The organism is Alitabrizicola rongguiensis (genome assembly GCF_021491355.1).
Lineage (GTDB): Bacteria > Pseudomonadota > Alphaproteobacteria > Rhodobacterales > Rhodobacteraceae > Aliitabrizicola > Aliitabrizicola rongguiensis.
This window is the reverse complement of record NZ_JAKENF010000004.1, coordinates 380,272-396,905: the sequence shown is the minus strand read 5'-3', so window position 1 is coordinate 396,905 and position 16,634 is coordinate 380,272. Positions and strand designations below refer to the sequence as shown.

16 protein-coding genes are annotated in these 16,634 nt (G+C 63.4%); 3 read left to right on the top strand and 13 right to left on the bottom strand.

Annotated features, from left to right (window positions below; genetic code table 11):
- Positions 1-66: 66 nt before the first annotated feature.
- The 6 genes from L0V05_RS18040 to L0V05_RS18015 form a co-directional block, all read right to left on the bottom strand.
- On the bottom strand, positions 67-777 hold the full coding sequence (locus tag L0V05_RS18040) for an aspartate/glutamate racemase family protein (protein WP_234872871.1): 711 nt from the start codon (positions 775-777) through the stop codon (positions 67-69).
- Between the two features lies 1 nt (position 778).
- Positions 779-1,531 (bottom strand): ABC transporter ATP-binding protein, encoded by a 753-nt coding sequence (locus L0V05_RS18035; RefSeq protein WP_432759347.1) that lies wholly within the window; start codon positions 1,529-1,531, stop codon positions 779-781.
- A gap of 3 nt (positions 1,532-1,534) precedes the next feature.
- A complete protein-coding gene (locus L0V05_RS18030; protein ID WP_234872870.1) occupies positions 1,535-2,320 on the bottom strand; it encodes an ABC transporter ATP-binding protein in 786 nt (261 codons plus the stop codon).
- Positions 2,317-3,288, bottom strand: a complete 972-nt coding sequence (locus L0V05_RS18025; RefSeq protein ID WP_234872869.1) for a branched-chain amino acid ABC transporter permease — start codon at positions 3,286-3,288, stop codon at positions 2,317-2,319. Before L0V05_RS18025 ends, L0V05_RS18030 begins: the two co-directional genes overlap by 4 nt.
- Positions 3,289-3,343: 55 nt before the next feature.
- Positions 3,344-4,213: a branched-chain amino acid ABC transporter permease gene (locus L0V05_RS18020; protein ID WP_234872868.1), complete on the bottom strand. Its 870-nt coding sequence runs from the start codon at positions 4,211-4,213 to the stop codon at positions 3,344-3,346.
- A 92-nt stretch (positions 4,214-4,305) separates the two neighbouring features.
- Positions 4,306-5,493 (bottom strand): ABC transporter substrate-binding protein, encoded by a 1,188-nt coding sequence (locus tag L0V05_RS18015; RefSeq protein WP_234872867.1) that lies wholly within the window; start codon positions 5,491-5,493, stop codon positions 4,306-4,308.
- Positions 5,494-5,667: 174 nt separating this feature from the next.
- On the opposite strand from L0V05_RS18015, the gene L0V05_RS18010 reads away from it, so the two are divergent.
- Positions 5,668-6,378, top strand: a complete 711-nt coding sequence (locus L0V05_RS18010) for a GntR family transcriptional regulator (protein ID WP_234872866.1) — start codon at positions 5,668-5,670, stop codon at positions 6,376-6,378.
- A gap of 45 nt (positions 6,379-6,423) precedes the next feature.
- On the opposite strand, the gene L0V05_RS18005 is transcribed toward L0V05_RS18010, so the two are convergent.
- The 7 genes from L0V05_RS18005 to L0V05_RS17975 form a co-directional block, all read right to left on the bottom strand.
- On the bottom strand, positions 6,424-7,605 hold the full coding sequence (locus tag L0V05_RS18005) for a geranylgeranyl diphosphate reductase (RefSeq protein WP_234872865.1): 1,182 nt from the start codon (positions 7,603-7,605) through the stop codon (positions 6,424-6,426).
- Between the two features lies 1 nt (position 7,606).
- Complete coding sequence (locus tag L0V05_RS18000; protein ID WP_234872864.1) at positions 7,607-8,905, bottom strand: BCD family MFS transporter; 1,299 nt, start codon at positions 8,903-8,905, stop codon at positions 7,607-7,609.
- A complete protein-coding gene (chlG, locus tag L0V05_RS17995) occupies positions 8,902-9,810 on the bottom strand; it encodes a chlorophyll synthase ChlG (RefSeq protein ID WP_234872863.1) in 909 nt (302 codons plus the stop codon). The genes L0V05_RS18000 and chlG overlap by 4 nt, the downstream gene beginning before the upstream one ends.
- A 37-nt stretch (positions 9,811-9,847) precedes the next feature.
- Entirely contained in the window at positions 9,848-10,447 is a 600-nt protein-coding gene (gene bchJ, locus L0V05_RS17990) for a bacteriochlorophyll 4-vinyl reductase (RefSeq protein ID WP_234872862.1), read from the bottom strand.
- Complete coding sequence (gene bchE / locus L0V05_RS17985; protein WP_234872861.1) at positions 10,447-12,120, bottom strand: magnesium-protoporphyrin IX monomethyl ester anaerobic oxidative cyclase; 1,674 nt, start codon at positions 12,118-12,120, stop codon at positions 10,447-10,449. Before bchE ends, bchJ begins: the two co-directional genes overlap by 1 nt.
- Before the next feature lie 150 nt (positions 12,121-12,270).
- A complete protein-coding gene (gene ppsR / locus L0V05_RS17980; RefSeq protein ID WP_319937963.1) occupies positions 12,271-13,686 on the bottom strand; it encodes a transcriptional regulator PpsR in 1,416 nt (471 codons plus the stop codon).
- A 51-nt stretch (positions 13,687-13,737) separates the two neighbouring features.
- Positions 13,738-14,529 carry a cobalamin B12-binding domain-containing protein gene (locus tag L0V05_RS17975; protein WP_234872860.1) on the bottom strand — a complete coding sequence of 264 codons (792 nt, stop codon included), beginning with the start codon at positions 14,527-14,529 and terminating at the stop codon, positions 13,738-13,740.
- A 320-nt stretch (positions 14,530-14,849) separates the two neighbouring features.
- Between L0V05_RS17975 and bchF the strand changes: the two genes are divergently transcribed.
- Together bchF and L0V05_RS17965 are read left to right on the top strand one after the other, a co-directional pair.
- Positions 14,850-15,341, top strand: a complete 492-nt coding sequence (bchF, locus tag L0V05_RS17970) for a 2-vinyl bacteriochlorophyllide hydratase (RefSeq protein ID WP_234872859.1) — start codon at positions 14,850-14,852, stop codon at positions 15,339-15,341.
- Positions 15,338-16,630, top strand: coding sequence for a ferredoxin:protochlorophyllide reductase (ATP-dependent) subunit N (locus L0V05_RS17965; RefSeq protein WP_234872858.1), 1,293 nt, complete (start codon positions 15,338-15,340; stop codon positions 16,628-16,630). Before bchF ends, L0V05_RS17965 begins: the two co-directional genes overlap by 4 nt.
- Positions 16,631-16,634 lie beyond the last annotated feature (4 nt).

Below are 16,634 nucleotides of genomic sequence, written 5' to 3'. Positions count from 1 at the left end.
TGCAAGCCCAACCGCATGAATAGACCGCGCGCCGGTCTTGGCGCGCGGGGATAGAGGTCTGGTCGCTCAGGCGCTCGCCCGCAGCTTCTGCACCGGGGGCGGCGCATAGCCGCCAAGGCGCGAGGTGCGCAGGCCAAGCCCCACCATTGCCTCTGCCATGCGGACGGCGCAGGACACGCCATCCAGCACCGGCAGCCCGTGCTCGGCCGAGAGTTGCCCGGCCAGGTCGGCCATGCCCGCGCAGCCAAGGACGATCGCCTCGGCCCGGTCCTCGGCCACAGCGCGGCCGATTTCCGCGCTGATCCGCAGGCACGCATCCGACCCCGGATGCTCAAGTTCCAGCACCGCGACCTCGGATGACCTGACGCGCGCACAGCGGGCGAACAGGCCATAGCGGTGAAGGTTGTGCTCCAGCGCGGGCACCGACCTGGCCAAGGTTGTCACGACCGAGAACTTGTTCGCGAGCATGGACGCGAAGTGATAGGCGGCCTCGCCAATGCCGATCACCGGCTTGTCCGTCAGGCAGCGCGCCGCATCGAGGCCCGTGTCATCGAAGCAGGCGATGATGACCGCATCGAAGGGCGCGGCGGTCTGGATCGTCCGCAGCAAGCCCGGAACGCTCAGCGCCTCGTCGTAATATCCCTCGATCGACACCGGTCCGTCGGGTGGGTTGATCGCCACGACATCGGTCCTTGCGCTCGCCGCCGCCTTGGCTGCCCTGCCGATCTTCTCGGTCATCGAGGCCGTGGAGTTAGGGTTGATGACAAGCAGGCGCATGTCAGAGCTCCCCGCCCAGGTAGGCGGCCTTGATCCGCTCGTCGTGCATCAGGTCCTTCGAGACGCCGGACAGCACGATCTGGCCGGTGGACAGCGCATAGGCCCGGTTCGAGATCGACAGCGCCATGCGGCTGTTCTGTTCCACCAGCAGCACGCTGACCCCTTCATCCCGGCTGATCGCCACGATGGCGCGGGCGATGTCCTGCACCAGCTTCGGCGCGATGCCGAGGCTGGGTTCGTCGAGAAGCAGAAGCTTCGGCTTGGCCATCAGGGCGCGGCCAATCACCATCATCTGCTGCTCGCCGCCCGACAGGGTGCTCGCCTGCTGATGGAAGCGCTCCTTCAGACGCGGAAAGCGGGCCAGCACGCTTTCCAGCGTCTTTTCGATCCCGTCCTTGTCCGTGCGGGTAAAGGCGCCCATCAGCAGGTTGTCCTTGACGCTCATCAGCGGAAAGACCCGGCGCCCCTCGGGCACCATGGCGATGCCGCGCTTCACGATCTCGGCCGCGGGGCGGCCATCGATCCGGTCGCCAAGGTAGCTGATGGAGCCGGACTTGATCTTGCGCAGGCCGGTGATCGCCCGAAGGATCGAGGATTTCCCGGCGCCGTTCGCGCCGATCAGCGCCACAGTCTCGCCTTCGTACAGTTCGATCGACACGCCCTTCAGCGCATAGACATGGTCATAATAGAGTTCGACGTTCTCGAAGCTCAGCATCTTGCGGGCCGGTTCGGATTTCATGGCGGTCATGGTCATGGTTCACATCCCGATCGCGGCGTCTTCGCTGCCCAGATAGGCCTCGATGACGCGCGGGTTGGCCTGGATTTCGGCGGGGGTGCCTTCGGCGATCTTCTCGCCGAAATTGATGCAGACGATCCGGTCCGAGATCTTCATCACCGCGGGCATGTCATGCTCGACCAGCAGGACGGTCAGGCCCCGCTCGTCACGCAGGCGGCGGACAAGCCCCACCATCCGCATCGTCTCGTCATGGTTCATGCCTGCGAAGGGCTCGTCCAGCAGGATGACGTCGGGATGCGTGGCCAGTCCGATGGCCATGCCGAGCGCCCGCAGGTGGCCCTGCGGCAGGTTCGACGCCATCTCGTTCCGGATCGCCTGGAGGCCGAGGAAATCGATGATGTCGTCGGCTGAGCGGGCGAAATCCTCTTCATCCGACCGCGCCTGCCCGGAGCCGAAGAAGAACCCCAGAAGCGAGGCCTTCGACCGCAGGTGATGGGCGACGATGACGTTCTCGCGCACGGTCATCGACTTGAAGATCGTCGTCTCCTGAAAGGTGCGCACCACGCCGAGGCGGGCCACCTTGTGCGGCGGCATGCCCGAGATGCGGTTGCCCTTGAACAGGACCTCGCCCGTTGTCGGCGTCACGAAGCCCGCGATCTGCTTGAACAGCGTCGACTTGCCGGCACCATTCGGACCGATCACCGACAGGATCTCGCGCGGTGCGACGTCGAAGGTGATGTCGCTGTTGGCCGTCAGCCCGCCATAGCGTTTGGTGACGCCCTTGATTTGAAGGATCGGCGCGGTCATTTGCTGCCCCCTTTGCGGTCGAAGAGGCTGAGAACACCATTCGGCAGGATCAGCATCAGGGCGATCATCGTGCCCGAGTAGATCAGCAGCTGGTATTCCCTGGCGACCGACAGAAGGTCCCATCCAAAGTAGAGGAGCAGGGTGCCCAGCATCGGTCCGAAGACATATCCAAGCCCGCCGAGGAAGCAGTAGAGCATGAAGTTGACACTGTCGCTCACGACGAAGGACGACGGATAGATCGACTGCGAGATCGCGACGAAGATCGCCCCTGCAAGACCGCCGAAGAAGGACGAGATGGCATAGGCCAATACCCGCAGCATCGCCGTGTTGACGCCAATCGAGGCCGAAAGTTCCTCGTTCTGCTGAAGCGACCGGCACAGGTGACCCAAGCGTGAATTCACGATGCGCCACAGGACGAGGTAGGTCAGAACCATCAGCGCCGCTGCCATCAGGTAGAAGGCGAGTTTCGGGTTCTCCAGCGTGGCGAAGTCGGGGATAAGGGTCAGCCCGAAGATCGACAGTTCGCCGGGCAGAGGGATCGACGTTATGCCTTTCGCCCCGTTGGTGATCGGCAGGGCCAGGGCGGTCAGTCGGGCAACCTCGGTCAGGACAAGCGTCACCATGGCGAAGTAGACCCCCCGCAGCCGCAGGATCGGCACGCCGATGAGCACCGAAACGGCGGCGCAGAACAGACCGGCAAGCGGCAGCGTGAGCCAGAAGTTCACGCCGCCCTGCGTCATCAGGATGGCAGAGACGTAGCCGCCAAGCAGGGCATAGGCCCCTTGTCCGATATTGATGCGGCCAATGTAGAAGGTCAGCCAGACCCCCGCGGCCGAGACGGACAGCAGCGCCACCGAGGTGAGCGTGTAGTAGAAGTCCCAACGGCCCGTCAGATGAATGAAGGCGGGGACCAGAACGAAGACGCCCAGAAGGAAGGCGCCAACGCCAAGAAGTCTGGATTGTGTCATGGCTTGGGTCCGGGGAACGGGGGCGGATGAGGTCAGGGTGGGGTCGCTCATCGGATCAACCCCACGGCTTGCCCATCAGGCCCTGAGGCCGGATGGCGAGGAAAATCATCAGCGTGATGAAGATCACGAGGTAGGTGATGTCGCCGTAGGCAGCGAGGACCGTCAGGCCCACGGATTCCATCATGCCCAGGATGAAGCCACCTGCGATCGCGCCCGAGATCACGCCGGCCCCGCCGATCATGATCATCAGGAAGGCCTTGACCGAGGTCGGTCCGCCCATGCCGAGGTTGACGCCGGTGATGGTGACCAGAAGCCCGCCCACAAGGCCCGCAAGCATCGCACCGATGGCGAAGCCGATCATCGAATAGCGATCGACATCGACCCCCATGAGTTGTGCCGCCATCCGATCCTGCGCGAGGGCGCGCATGGCGCGGCCGGTGCGCGAATACTGCATGAAGAGGATGAAGGAGACGATCAGGGCAACGGCCAGGGCGGCGATCAGGATGCGGTCATAAGGCATGATCAGCCGCATGTCCCAGTTGAATACGCCGTTGACGATCTTCGGCACGCCGCGCTGCTTTTCGCCGAAGAGAAGCAGGATCACCGCATCGAGGAAGAAGGCGATCCCCGCCGCAAGCAGCATCGTGGATTCGTCGCGCTTCGACTTGCGAATGACCGGTCGGAACAGAAATCGCTCGATCAGCGCGCCCATCACGGCGAGCGTCACCGCGGAGGCGAGCAGGCCAACGATGAACGGCAAGCCGAATTGGGCAACCACTGTGTACGTAACAAAGCCGCCAAAGACGTACATCTGGCCGTGGGCGAAGTTCAGCACGTTCATCAGCGAGAAGATTAGCGTCAGTCCCAACGCGATGAGCGCGTACTGCGCGCCCAGGTAGAGACCGTTGGCAAGGATCTGTTCCATCGGTGAGGTCCTTTGCGGAAAAGACAGCAGAACCCGGGCCGGGCAGTCGAACAGCCCGGATCCTGCATCTGACTCTGCGTGGTCTTTTGGCCTCAGTCGACCTGTGCAACGAACAGCGTTTCGAACTTGCCGTCCTTGAACTCGTTCACCACCAGCGGCACCGAAACCTGGCGCTTCTGGCCGAACGAGGTCGTGCCGACATAGCTGAGCTTGGCATCGCCCACCATGAAGGGGTTGGGCGCGCTGAACGTATCTATCGTCTTCTTGAACTCTTCGACATTGTCGATCGCCGCCGGGTTCGCCTTCAGCGTCTCGATGATGTATTCGAGCGCATAGACCTTGGTGTTCGACTCGTCGTTGTATTCGCCGAACATCTTGGTGTAGCGGTCGACGAATTCCTTCATCGCGTCGCTGGCCAGTTCCGGGGTCGAGGCTCCGCCGACCGAGATGAAGCCATTCGCCAGTTCGCCCGCGCCTTCCATCAGCACGGTGGCATCCTGCGCGGTCTCAGTCGAGATCAGGCCGGTATAGCCCAGCTCGCGGGCCGAGCGGATCAGTTGCGGCGCATTGGCCGGCGACACGCCCGACAGGACCAGCAGGTCGGGTGCGGTCTGGATCACCGGCAGCAGGACCGGGGTGAAGTCCGTCGTATCGACCTGGTAGGTGACGCTGTCCGACACGACTTCAAGGCCTAGCGCCTTTGCGGCCTCGACGCCGCCGTCCCGCTGGCTCAACGGGTCGGATTCATTGGCGGCAACGAAGGCCACCTTCTTCACACCCTTGTTGTCCATGAGATATTTGTAGATCGCCGGACCCGACTGGTAGTTCGCCACCATCCCCAGGATCGCGTTCGAGGCTGGCGGTGTATAGAGCTCCTTCGGGAAGGCGTAGGGGAAATAGATGATGCCGTTCTGTTCGGCGACAGGGCGTACGGCGGCGGCGCCGTCATCGACGTTCGGGCCGACGACATAGTGGACGCCGTCCTGCGCCATCTTCTCCATGCCAGCGATGGCACGCTTGGGGTCTTTCTGGTCGTCGAAGGCGACGATCTCGACGTCATAGGTGGTGTCGCCGATCTTCACGCCGCCGAGTTCGTTCAGCCACGCCGCACGGGTTTCCATCGAGCGCTGGTTGGAGATACCCCAGGCTGCGGCGGGACCCGAGGTGACCCCAACGAAGCCAATCTTCAGCTTGGCATTCTCGGCCCAGGCTGCCGTGTTCGTAGCGAAGGCCAGCGCAAGGGTCAGGCCCGTAGTCGCAAGGAAAACGCGTCTCTTCATCGTAGTGCTCCCTGTCGTTGGTCTGCGGATCTCGAGTCCGCGACATAATGATTGACGGTATTGCTAACAAAATTGTCAACAAAAATGTTTATCGGTGTTCACGAGGCTCCCCTTGATGGTTGAAATTGTTCCCCTTAGCCTATCTTGCAGTCAGGTTTGGAACGGGCACGAGTCATGAGCAGCGTCGGCAATGCCGCCGAACAGGAGATTCGGGACGAGGAACTCGGCGAGGAAGAGATCGTCGAACGAATCTTCGAGGCGATCATCGATCAGCGCCTTCCACCCGGAACGAAGCTGTCCGAGGCTTCGCTGTGCGAGGCCTTTGGCGTCGGTCGGATGCGGATCCGTCAAAGCCTTCTGCTCCTCGCCAGCAGGGAAGTGGTGGAACTGCTGCCGAACCGGGGTGCCTTCGTTGCCTCTCCCTCGGCCGAGCAGGCGCGCGAGGTGTTCGAAGCGCGCCTGATGATCGAGCCGAACGTCGCCCGTCTGGCCGCGGAGCGGGCGACGGACAACGACCTGAAGACGCTTGAACGGCACCTTCAACTGGAACACGAGGCCCACCGCAGCAACAAGCGGCGCGAGTCCATCCGTCTTTCGGGGCATTTCCATGTGCTACTGGCCGAGATCGCGGACAATGCCGTGGCCTTGCGCATGGTCAAGGAACTGGTGACGCGCACCTCGCTCATAATCGGCATCTTCGGCAGTCCCGGCGTATCGAATTGCCGTGACGAAGATCATGACGAAATCTTCGACGCCTTCCGCACCCGCGATTGCGACGCTGCAAGCTCCCTGATGTCAAAGCACCTCAGGCATATTCAGGAGCATCTCGAACTTGGCGCGGCCGACGAATCCGCCAGCGATCTGGTCGCGATCTTCCGCAAGTGAAGGACTGGCACTGTTCACATCCGGGTGCAGGCCAGTCTTGAAGCGTCATACGTGCTCGGGTCTGACCAGGCCAAGCAGATGGGTGATGTTCTTGAAGCCGATCTTGAGATGTGCAAGCGGACGGGCATGGACCAGTTTCTTGTTCATGTAGGCTTCGAAGGTCAGCTTCTGCACGTCAATGTCATGGCAAAGACTGACGAACCGTTCCCGCCGTTCGTCTGACTTGTAATAGGCGTCCTGCATCGAGCGGAGCACCTTGAAGACGGTGCCGTGCTCCTTGAGGAAGGTCTTGCGGGCCAGACGCAGCTTCGCGGGATTGCCGCTGGCAAGCGCCGCTGTGGCGGCTTTGGCCGCAACTCGACCGCCGACCATGGCGTAGTAGATGCCTTCGCCCGAGGACGGAGCCACGACGCCAGCCGCATCGCCCGCCAGAACCACGTCGCGGCCGTTGTCCCACCTGTCCAGCGGTCGCAGCGGGATTGGCGCGCCTTCACGCCTGATCGTCTCGCAGCCACTGAGGCCCGCCGAGGCTCGCAGGTCGGCCGTGGCCCGCTTCAGGTCCACGCCGCCGATCCCGGTGCCCATGCCGACGCTGGCCTGAGCGCCGTGCGGGAAGACCCAGCCATAGAAGTCCGGGCTGATCCGCCCGTCGTAAATCACGTCGCAGCGATGAGGGTCATAGCTGTTGCTGGCCGCGGGTGCCTCGATGATCTCGTGATAGGCTATGACATAGGGGATGCGGTCGCCGCCCGGCACCTCGGCTTTGGCCACGTTCGACCGAGCACCGTCTGCACCGATGACCAGCTTGGTCCGCAGTCGTGTCTCTTCGCCGCCGGACTTGTCGCGATAGACGACCTCCGTGCCAGCCGCGTCCCGCTCGATCCGCAGGAATGTCCCGGTCAGGCGGGTGGCGCCGCTACTTGCGGCCCGTTCCCGCAGGAACTCGTCGAAGGTCTCGCGGTCCACCATGCCGACGAAGCCGTTCTCGATCGGGATGTCGACGGCCCGGCCGGTGGGAGAGATCATGCGGGCGGTCTGGATCCTGGCCACCAACTGCGAGTCGGGGATGTCGAAGTCCGCGATCAGCCGCGGCGGGATGGCCCCGCCGCAAGGCTTGATGCGCCCCGCGCGATCAAGGAGCGCCACCTTGTATCCAGCACTCGCCAGATCGTTTGCGGCGGTCGATCCCGACGGCCCGCCCCCGACAACCACGACATCGTAGCTCATGTCATTCTCCCGGAATTGCGGTTCCGAAGTCTGCCTTGCGGCGTGCATCGATCACATGTTCGGCGATCACCATTGAAACGAGGAACAGCGTGGCCTCGACGGCGAACACCAGTCCGAACGCTGAAGGCGCATCGATCCAGCGCCGCGCGACATCGACAGACGCAGCGCCCAGCAATCCGCCCGCCCCGGCAGCGATTGCCTGCGAGGCCCCCCAAAGGCCCATGCGTGTTCCTTCGCGCTCTTCCCGACCTTCGCCAGCCAGCGCCATCATGGCCGCGATCGCGGCGACGGCGAACATCCCGTTGAAGAAGCCAAGCGCCATGGTCGCGGGCCGGACAAGCGCAACGCCCATCCCGATCTGCCCCGCCGTCGTCAGAAGCAGAAGTGCCAGCGCAGACCCGCCGCAGCCCGCCATGACCCAGGTGCGGAGCGAGCCGATCCGCAGCCCCGTCGCCGCGATGCCGACAGTCAGCATGCCGACGAAGACGCCACCATTCTGCACGCCGGAAAGCTGGGTGGACTGGCCCGGTGTGAAGCCGAAGACGAGACCTGCATAGGGCTCGAGGATCAACTCCTGCATGAAGTAGGCGACCATCGACAGGAAGATGAACAGTGTAAAGTGCCGCGCCCGTGGCTCGGCCCAGATCTCGGCGATTCCCCGGCGGAACGGGAGCGGCTGGCGTTCGGGCGCCTCGATCACGCCTGCCCGCCGCTCGATCCCCCGGACGGCGAGAATGGTCAGGACCACCGCAGATCCGCAGACAAGCGCCACAAGCTTCAGAAGGAGCGAGGGCGAGTAGGGGTCCAGCGCCTTGCCGACCACGGTCGCCGTCACCGCAATGCCGAAGATCATCATCAGCCAGGTGATGGTGGCTGCGGCGGCGCGGCGGCGCGGGTGGGTCGCGCTGGCCAGCAGCGCCAGAAGCGACGTGCCCGACGCACCGACCCCCAGACCAATGAGCACATAGGCAAGGACCGACAGGGCCAGACCCGCCCAGAAGGATACAGCCATCACCACAAAACCGGCGGCGGCCAAGAACCCCCCCGACGCAAGCGCCGCCATGCCGAGGATGATGAACCGGGTGCGGTTCCCTCCGGTATCTGACCGGTATCCCCAATTTGGCCGGGTGATCTGGATCGCATAGTGCAGCCCGACCAGCAGCCCCGGCAGAACGGCGGGCAGGGCGAGTTCAACCACCATCAGCCGGTTCAGCGTCGAGGTCGTCAGCACGACGATCGCGCCCAGGCAAAGCTGCACAAGGCCAAGCCGGACGATAGAAGTCCAGGACAGATGGGTCATGGCATTCCCCCAAGGCTTCGGATCGCAAAGGCCGTGACCATCATGCCGCTGACATACATCAGGATGCCCGTCGCGTTGTACCACGGCGCCTTGCCCTTCGGATCGGCGAGCAAGGTCCGCATCGCCAGGACTTGCCCCATCAGCAGCGCAGTGACCGCGAGCGCGTGCCACGGGCGGCCCCAGACGACCAGCAGCGCTACAACTAGCGCCTGCGCCAGCCCCATCACCGTACAGGCAAGCCGCGCGGCCACATCCGGGCCAAGCGTCACCGGAAGCGAGTTCACGCCATGCTGGCGATCCCCTTCCAAAGCCTTGAAATCGTTGAGTGTCATGATGCCATGCGCGCCGAAGGCGTAAAGCAGCGCCATGGTGACCACCCGGAAGGACGGCATCCCGTCCGACAGCACCGCCGCGCCGGTGAACCAAGGCAGCCCTTCATAGCAAAGTCCGACCAGACCCGGCCCCCACCAGCCCGACCGCTTCAGCCGGACCGGCTCGGCGGAATAGGCCCATGCGGCCAGGACGCCCACGACGGTCGCGGCAAAGCCCCAGGGTCCGAGCATCGAGCCGATGCCAAGCGCCAGGACCGACATCGCCAGAGCGATCCAGAGACCCCAACGGCCGGGGATCCGGCCAGAGGGGATCGGGCGATGCGGCTCGTTCACCGCGTCCACATGGCGATCACACCAATCATTCGCCGCCTGGCTCATCCCGCAGACGATGGGACCGGCAAGAATGACGCCCAGAACCACCAGTGGCCAGGACGACCAGGGCGAAACCCCGGACGAGACGATCCCGCACATATAGGCCCACATGGGCGGAAACCATGTGATGGGCTTGATCAGCTCCAACATGGCTTTCGGCTGTGGGCGACGGGACAGGTGTAATTCTGAAGATACACTCATGTGTAAACTAAACATTACAACGTTGAGTCTGACAAGCTTAGACTTGCGCGGCCGCGATCGTGAAACGGCAGGCCGATGCGCCGGCCGTGCAGCAGGCGGTTTCGGTGACCTTGACGCGCGGCCAGACGAGGCGAGCAAACAGTCGCTCAAAGACGGCCGCGTGCCAGTCGCATCCGCATGTGCCTTCCGGACCCGTCGCGAGCGGATTGTGGGTGATCGAGACCATCAGGGGTCGATGACCCTCGATGCGGAAAACTCCAGATCCGGCAAAGGTCCAGGAGTGCTTCGCAATAGCCGCAGCCAGCACGCGCGCGCCCAAGGCACTTGGAAGCGCGCGTATTGCGACCTGGGCAAATGCCGGAATGCGGTTCGCAAGGATGTAGTCGGCTGTTGCCAGGCCGGCCTCGCGCATCACGTCGGGCGCAAGATCGGCCAGCGCTTCGGTGACCGCCCGGTGCAGCCGGATCACCTCGCCTTCCGGTACCATGCCTGACTCTGGCAGCGGCACATCGACCGCCACGGACTGCATGAGCCGCTGCCGCGCCTCGATACCGATCTGGCGGTCGAGTGCCGGTACAATCTGCCAGATGGCGTTCGGCCCTATCCGGGCCGTGCCCGAGACCGAACTGCCGTCCATCATTCGGCCGGTTCGATGTATTGTCCGGTGCCGCCGCCGCAGGCCATCGGGGCGCCCTCGCCGGGCATCCGGAACGCGGCAGCGTTACGCTCGGCTGCGCGCGCCTTGCCCTGGGCGCGCACCGCCTGCTGGCGCTCTCGCGCCCGGGCGGCGCGGTCGGCTGCGGCGTCCCAATCCGCCATCTGCGCCTCGGCGATCGTGCGGGTCTCGTCGAAGTGGAAATCGACCTTGCCCTTGGTCTGCGGCCCCCAATAGCCCGCCTTGCCCAGATCGTAGAAGGTCCGGCCCACTCCGGCCTTGAGGAAGGCCTTCAGGCAGCCCAGCAGGTAGCGGCGGCGGAAGCCCGTGCCGCGCCACGGGTAGTGGAACAGCGCCTTGCGCATGTAGAACCGGCGGTAGTTCTTCATCACGCCGTCCAGAAGCTCGCCCCGCGTCATCGCGGCGGGCTTCATGATCGGGGTGACGAAGTTGTACTTGGAGAAGTCAAAGACCTCGACCTGGTCGCGCAGTTCCTGGAACAGCGGCGTGAAAGGCCAGGGGGTATACATCGCCCAGTTGGCAAGATCGGGCTGCCAGTCCCAGGCCATCCTGTAGGTCTCTTCCAGCGTCTCGGCGGTTTCATTGTCGAGGCCCACGATGAACTGCGCCTCGACGAAGATGTCCGCCTCGCGCAGAAGCCGGATCGCCTCCTTGTTCTGGGCGACGGTGGTTTCCTTGTTGAACTGGTCGAGCTTGAGCTGCGCCGCGGCCTCGGTCCCGAGCGAGACATGCACAAGGCCAGCCTCGCGGAAGAACTTGAGCAGCTCTCGGTCGCGGTAAATGTCGGTAACACGCGTATTGATGCCCCACTTCACCTTGTGGTTCAGGCCGCGGTCGATGAGTTCCTGACAGAATTCGATGAACTTCCGGCGATTGATCGTCGGCTCTTCGTCGGCGAGGATGAAGAAGCCGACCTGGTGATCCTCGACCAGCCGCTCGATCTCGTCAGCGACCTTCTTGGGATCGCGCACGCGGTAGTCGCGCCAGAACTTCCATTGGCTGCAGAAGGAGCAGGTGAAGGGACAGCCGCGCGCCATGTTCGGGATGGCAACGCGCACCCCAAGAGGGGTGTAAAGGTATTTCGACCAGTCGAGGATCGACCAGTCCGGATCGATCCCATCGAGGTTCTTCACTGTCGCCGCCGCCGGAGTCGCCACGATCTCTTCGCCATCCTTGAAGGCCAGGCCCTTGATGCGATGGCGGTCCGCGGGCCAGCGCCCCTCCTGCCTTGCCTGCATCAATGCGGTCAGGATCTCCTCCCCCTCGCCGCGCACGATGACCTCGACCCAAGGGGCCTCGGACAGGACTTGCCGGTACATGAATGTCGCGTGGATGCCGCCAAGAACCCGCAGCGCACCCGGAACGGCCTCCGACGCGATCCGCAGAACCTCTTCCGCCGCGTAGATCGCGGGCGTGATCGCGGTAGTGCCCACCACGTCGGGCGCCAGTTCGATCATTCTCTGCCGCAACTCGTCTGGCGAGACATTCATCGTCATCGCGTCGATGAAGTGAATGTCGTCGAAGCCGGCTGCCTTCAGTGATCCGGCGAGATACGCGACCCAGGAGGGCGGCCAGGTTCCGGCGATCTCGGCTCCGCCGGAATGGTAGTTCGGGTGGATGAATAGAATCCGCATGGCGCCCTCCGTCCTTGCGAAACTCTGACACTATTTATGTCCAGTTTAGTTGACATGGATCAAATCATTTGGCCGACTGTCAGGGCGCAAACCAGAAAAGATGCGCCCCGCTTTGGGGGCGCTTGGGACATACAGCACGGGGAGGCTAGATCAGTCGTCCTCGCGGCTCAGGAGCCCGAACTTGCGCAGCTTGACGTAAAGCGACTGGCGCGACAGGCCAAGCATCTCGGCAGCCGCGACGCGGTTGTTCCGCGTAAGGTCAACGGCCGTCTGAATACACATCTTTTCAACGACATCCGTGGTTTCGGCGACAATGTCCTTGAGCGTGGAGGAGCCAACCAATTCAATGACGCTGCGCATCCCGTCTTCGCCCGTTCCAAACCCGGACTTGCGCAACAAGTCGGAGCGGCTCGCATCGCGGATGATAAGGCCAAAACCGGGTTTCGGCCGGTCGGTCAGAAACGTCGCGGATATCTCGACCGGGACCTCGACACTGAACTCGCTGCGGATCCGGGTGAGGTACAGCCTCACCTGTCGCGCCCGCCGCGTACTGTCGAGCATAACCCTCAGATCGGCCCCGCCACGCGCAAGGAAGTCTGCCAGAGACCGGCCTCGCACATTCGCCATATGCGTACTGTCGGTCAGCTTCAGGAAAGCTTCGTTGCCAGCGACGATGTTGCCGTCCTGATCCAGGAAGACGATGGCATCCACCCCCTCGTGGAACAGATGCTCGACGCTTTCCGTAATCCCTGGACTCGGCGCGCCATGCTGGTCGGATACCTCGATGCGACAAAGCATGAGGCGCTCACCTGCCGCGCGGAACAGCTTTGGGACGACACCGACCTTTCTCTGCGACCGGCGCACGACCAGTTCGACGGGATTGACTGAATCTGCCGCTGCGATGGTCGAAAGATTCTCCAGGAATTCCCCGCGCCTGCGCCCTTCGAATTCCTGCGCAATCGCGGCACCGATCAGATCCTGTCGCGCGCCGCCCAGGATCAGGGCGGCCGCCGCGTTCAGGTCGATGATCCGCCCTGTGCTCATGGCAACAAGCACGACCGCGTCGCGCGTCGCCTCCATCAGCACCCGATAGCGGGTGTCCATCTCGCGCTGAGACTCATAGTCCCGCTCCAGCGCGAACTGCGCCAGAACGAGTTGCTGCTGCATTTCGGCAACCGGGCGCATGTCACGTCCCACCATCAGGATACTGTGGTCGTTGCCGATCCTGTGCAGCGAATACCTGACTGGAAACTCCAGCATCGCCTGATCGACATGGTTCAATTCGATTGCGCGGGTCCGCGAGCCCGGCTTGTCCAGGCTTGCAATCCGCTTGACGAGCTTCTCGTTGCTTTCCTCGGTAATGACTTCGGACACCGGCCGCCCTATCCAGCCTTCGAGTTGGCCGAAGGACGGATGGTCAGGGTTCACTGTTACGGCCGCAACACGTCCTTCCGGCGTCAGCAGCAACGAGATGTCGCCCGCTGTGGTGACGATCTCGGACAGAAGCTCTGGATCCACCAGAGGCATCGAGGCGCCGGTCAGTAAGTGCTTGGTGTCCGTATTCACTGGGTTTTCGCCATTCTTGCCGCGCACCCGTCCGTTCGGGACAGCGGTATGTTAAGCACGCTTCCGCATGTAAAGGACTTCGGACTTGAGGCCCATGGCCTCAAGTGCCTTGCCGACGTCAGCGGATGAAAAATCAGCTCCCGTGCATGACGCGGGATCCTCCACCTTCGACATGATTGCCCCGCCAACCACGATCGGAAGGGGCCCGCTGCTTGCAGTCCTCAAGAATTGCACGGTCTTGGCAACCGACTCCAGCTTCTCCTTCGTTGCCGTCGATATCAACACACCGTCGAATTGTCGCGCTGCAAGAAGGGTGCGCAACTCGTTGAAGCTCGGTGCAATTCTGAGGCAGACCGATACACCGTAACGACGCAGCTGGCTCGTTGCCACCATTGGCCCGAGCGTGTGCTGTTCCTGTTCCGGAACGATCATCATCACGGTGCTTTGTCCGACTTCTTCCGACTGGTCGGCAGACCAGGCAATCCCGATCTCGCGCAGCATGCTTTGCAACCTGGCGACGCCGATCGTCACATCGATCCACGACATCCGGTCGTCGTGCCACGCTTCTCCCAACTGCCGTGCCGCAATCGGGATATAGACATCGGCCAAAGCCGACATGCTGATCCGCGACCGTTTCATCTCGGTCAGCAAGTCGGCAAAGGCCGCCCTGGTGCCGGACAGCGACGCCGAGACAAGACGTGATACAAGCTCTTCGCGGGGCTCGGCGACCGAGTTCGATGTCCGGTCGGCCAGCAGGGAAACCACCTGGGCCGCAAAGTACGCCACGCCCGACGGATCGCCACCCGCACCGCGAACCTGACTTGGGGGCTGCCACTCCTGCATCGGACTCGCTCCGCGATCGGGCGCCCGCGAAACCGTAACCTGAGTATGCCAGTACGATCGGGGCCATCCCTGCACGCAACTTTCCGACAAGTCCGCAATGTTGTCAAAGCAAATTGACACCGGCAAAGATAGCCCTGCGGTCGCCCACTTGCAAGGGTCTGTATAGTAACAATAATCCTTCAAAAAGATGGCTAAGTGAGGCGCCTTTTGAGACCTGTTTCTGCAGTAAGTGTCAACCGAAATAATGTAAGTTCTGATTGACACTTCGCGACTCGACGGACTAGGGTCTGCCTCAGGACACGTCGAGTGAAAGCCACGCGATGCCGACCAAACGCACCCCGCCGCCGCCCGCTCGATCCCCGCTCTACACGCCCGAGCAGCGTGCGCGCCGGGACAGAACGAAGTGGACTCTCGTGCAGGGACTTCTTGCCCCGCTGCAGTTCTTGGCCTTCGCCATCTCATTGGTCCTGGTCTTGCGGTACGTCTTCACCGGCCACGGCTACGCCGCCGCGACTGCCTCGGTCGTCATCAAGACGGGGTTCCTGTATCTCATCATGATCACGGGCGCGATCTGGGAGAAGGCCGTCTTCGGACAGTACCTTCTCGCCCCTGCTTTCTTCTGGGAAGACATGTTCAGCTTTGCGGTCATCGCGCTGCATTCTGCTTACATTCTCGCACTTTGGACCGATGCGCTGCCGCCGATGGCGCTGATGGCGCTGGCCCTTGCGGCCTATGCCGCCTACCTGTTCAACGCTGGCCAATTCATCCGGAAGTTGCGCCTCGCCCGGCTCGATCTGGCGGTGCAAACATGACGATGCTCCTGAAAGAGCGCGGTTGCACCGACACCCCGATCCTCAAGGAGCGTGGCCAGCGGGAGGTCTTCTGCGGGCTGACCGGAATCATCTGGCTGCATCGGAAGATGCAGGATGCCTTCTTCCTCGTGGTCGGCAGCCGGACCTGTGCCCACCTTCTGCAATCCGCCGCCGGCGTGATGATATTTGCCGAACCTCGGTTCGGAACCGCGATTCTCGAGGAAAAGGATCTCGCAGGTCTGGCCGACGCCCAGGACGAGCTTGACCGAGAGGTTTCGAGGCTCCTGTCACGGCGCCCTGACATTCGGCAACTGTTCCTCGTCGGTTCCTGCCCCTCCGAAGTGATCAAGCTGGATCTGCATCGCGCGGCAGAACGGATGAGTGCCATCCATGCCCCGCACGTGCGCGTTCTGAACTTTTCGGGTTCTGGTATCGAGACGACCTTCACCCAGGGCGAGGACGCCTGCCTGGCCGCGATGGTTCCGGCGCTGACCACGACGGCCGACCGCGAACTCCTGATCGTCGGCGCGCTGCCCGATGTCGTCGAGGACCAGGCGCTGGCGCTTCTCTCGGCCATGGGGATAGATCAGGTGCGCTGCCTGCCGGCGCGCCGCGCCTCTGCGATGCCCGCTGTCGGCGCCAACACGGTCTTCGCATTGGTCCAACCGTTCCTGGGCGACACGCAGGCCGCGCTGATCCGCCGGGGCGCGCGGCATATCCCGGCCCCCTTCCCCTTCGGAGCCGAGGGGACCACTCTTTGGCTCAAGGCCATCGCCGACGAATTCGGCGTACCGCCTTCTGTGTTTGAGGCGGTCACCGCCGCCCCGCGCGCCCGCGCCGAAAAGGCCGTGGCCACCGTGGCGGAGACGCTGAAGGGCAAGTCGGTCTTCTTCTTCCCCGACAGTCAGCTTGAGATCCCGCTGGCCCGCTTCCTGACCCGCGAATGTGGGATGACGGCGATCGAGGTGGGCACGCCCTTCCTGCACCGCGACCTGATGGAGCCGGAACTCGCGCTCCTGGCCGAGGGGCCGGTGCTGTCCGAGGGGCAGGATGTCGACCTTCAGCTGACCCGCGCCCGTGCGGCCCGTGCAGACCTGACGGTCTGCGGTCTGGGCCTCGCCAACCCGCTCGAGGCCGAGGGGCTTACGACCAAATGGGCGATCGAACTCGTGTTCACGCCCGTCCATTTCTATGAACAGGCCGGCGACCTTGCTGCCCTCTTTGCCCGCCCGATCCGGCGCCGCGACCTTCTGGCCCCGATGGCCCCCGCGATGGAGGCGGCCGAATGACCGG

Excerpts from the sequence above, each read along its gene's own strand:
- L0V05_RS18040 (WP_234872871.1), bottom strand. The coding sequence starts at position 777 with ATGCGCCTGCTTGTCATCAACCCTAACTCCACGGCCTCGATGACCGAG.
- L0V05_RS18035 (WP_432759347.1), bottom strand. The coding sequence starts at position 1,531 with ATGACCATGACCGCCATGAAATCCGAACCGGCCCGCAAGATGCTGAGC.
- L0V05_RS18030 (WP_234872870.1), bottom strand. The coding sequence starts at position 2,320 with ATGACCGCGCCGATCCTTCAAATCAAGGGCGTCACCAAACGCTATGGC.
- L0V05_RS18025 (WP_234872869.1), bottom strand. The coding sequence starts at position 3,288 with ATGACACAATCCAGACTTCTTGGCGTTGGCGCCTTCCTTCTGGGCGTC.
- L0V05_RS18020 (WP_234872868.1), bottom strand. The coding sequence starts at position 4,213 with ATGGAACAGATCCTTGCCAACGGTCTCTACCTGGGCGCGCAGTACGCG.
- L0V05_RS18015 (WP_234872867.1), bottom strand. The coding sequence starts at position 5,493 with ATGAAGAGACGCGTTTTCCTTGCGACTACGGGCCTGACCCTTGCGCTG.
- L0V05_RS18010 (WP_234872866.1), top strand. The coding sequence starts at position 5,668 with ATGAGCAGCGTCGGCAATGCCGCCGAACAGGAGATTCGGGACGAGGAA.
- L0V05_RS18005 (WP_234872865.1), bottom strand. The coding sequence starts at position 7,605 with ATGAGCTACGATGTCGTGGTTGTCGGGGGCGGGCCGTCGGGATCGACC.
- L0V05_RS18000 (WP_234872864.1), bottom strand. The coding sequence starts at position 8,905 with ATGACCCATCTGTCCTGGACTTCTATCGTCCGGCTTGGCCTTGTGCAG.
- chlG (WP_234872863.1), bottom strand. The coding sequence starts at position 9,810 with ATGAGTGTATCTTCAGAATTACACCTGTCCCGTCGCCCACAGCCGAAA.
- bchJ (WP_234872862.1), bottom strand. The coding sequence starts at position 10,447 with ATGGACGGCAGTTCGGTCTCGGGCACGGCCCGGATAGGGCCGAACGCC.
- bchE (WP_234872861.1), bottom strand. The coding sequence starts at position 12,120 with ATGCGGATTCTATTCATCCACCCGAACTACCATTCCGGCGGAGCCGAG.
- L0V05_RS17975 (WP_234872860.1), bottom strand. The coding sequence starts at position 14,529 with ATGCAGGAGTGGCAGCCCCCAAGTCAGGTTCGCGGTGCGGGTGGCGAT.
- bchF (WP_234872859.1), top strand. The coding sequence starts at position 14,850 with ATGCCGACCAAACGCACCCCGCCGCCGCCCGCTCGATCCCCGCTCTAC.
- L0V05_RS17965 (WP_234872858.1), top strand. The coding sequence starts at position 15,338 with ATGACGATGCTCCTGAAAGAGCGCGGTTGCACCGACACCCCGATCCTC.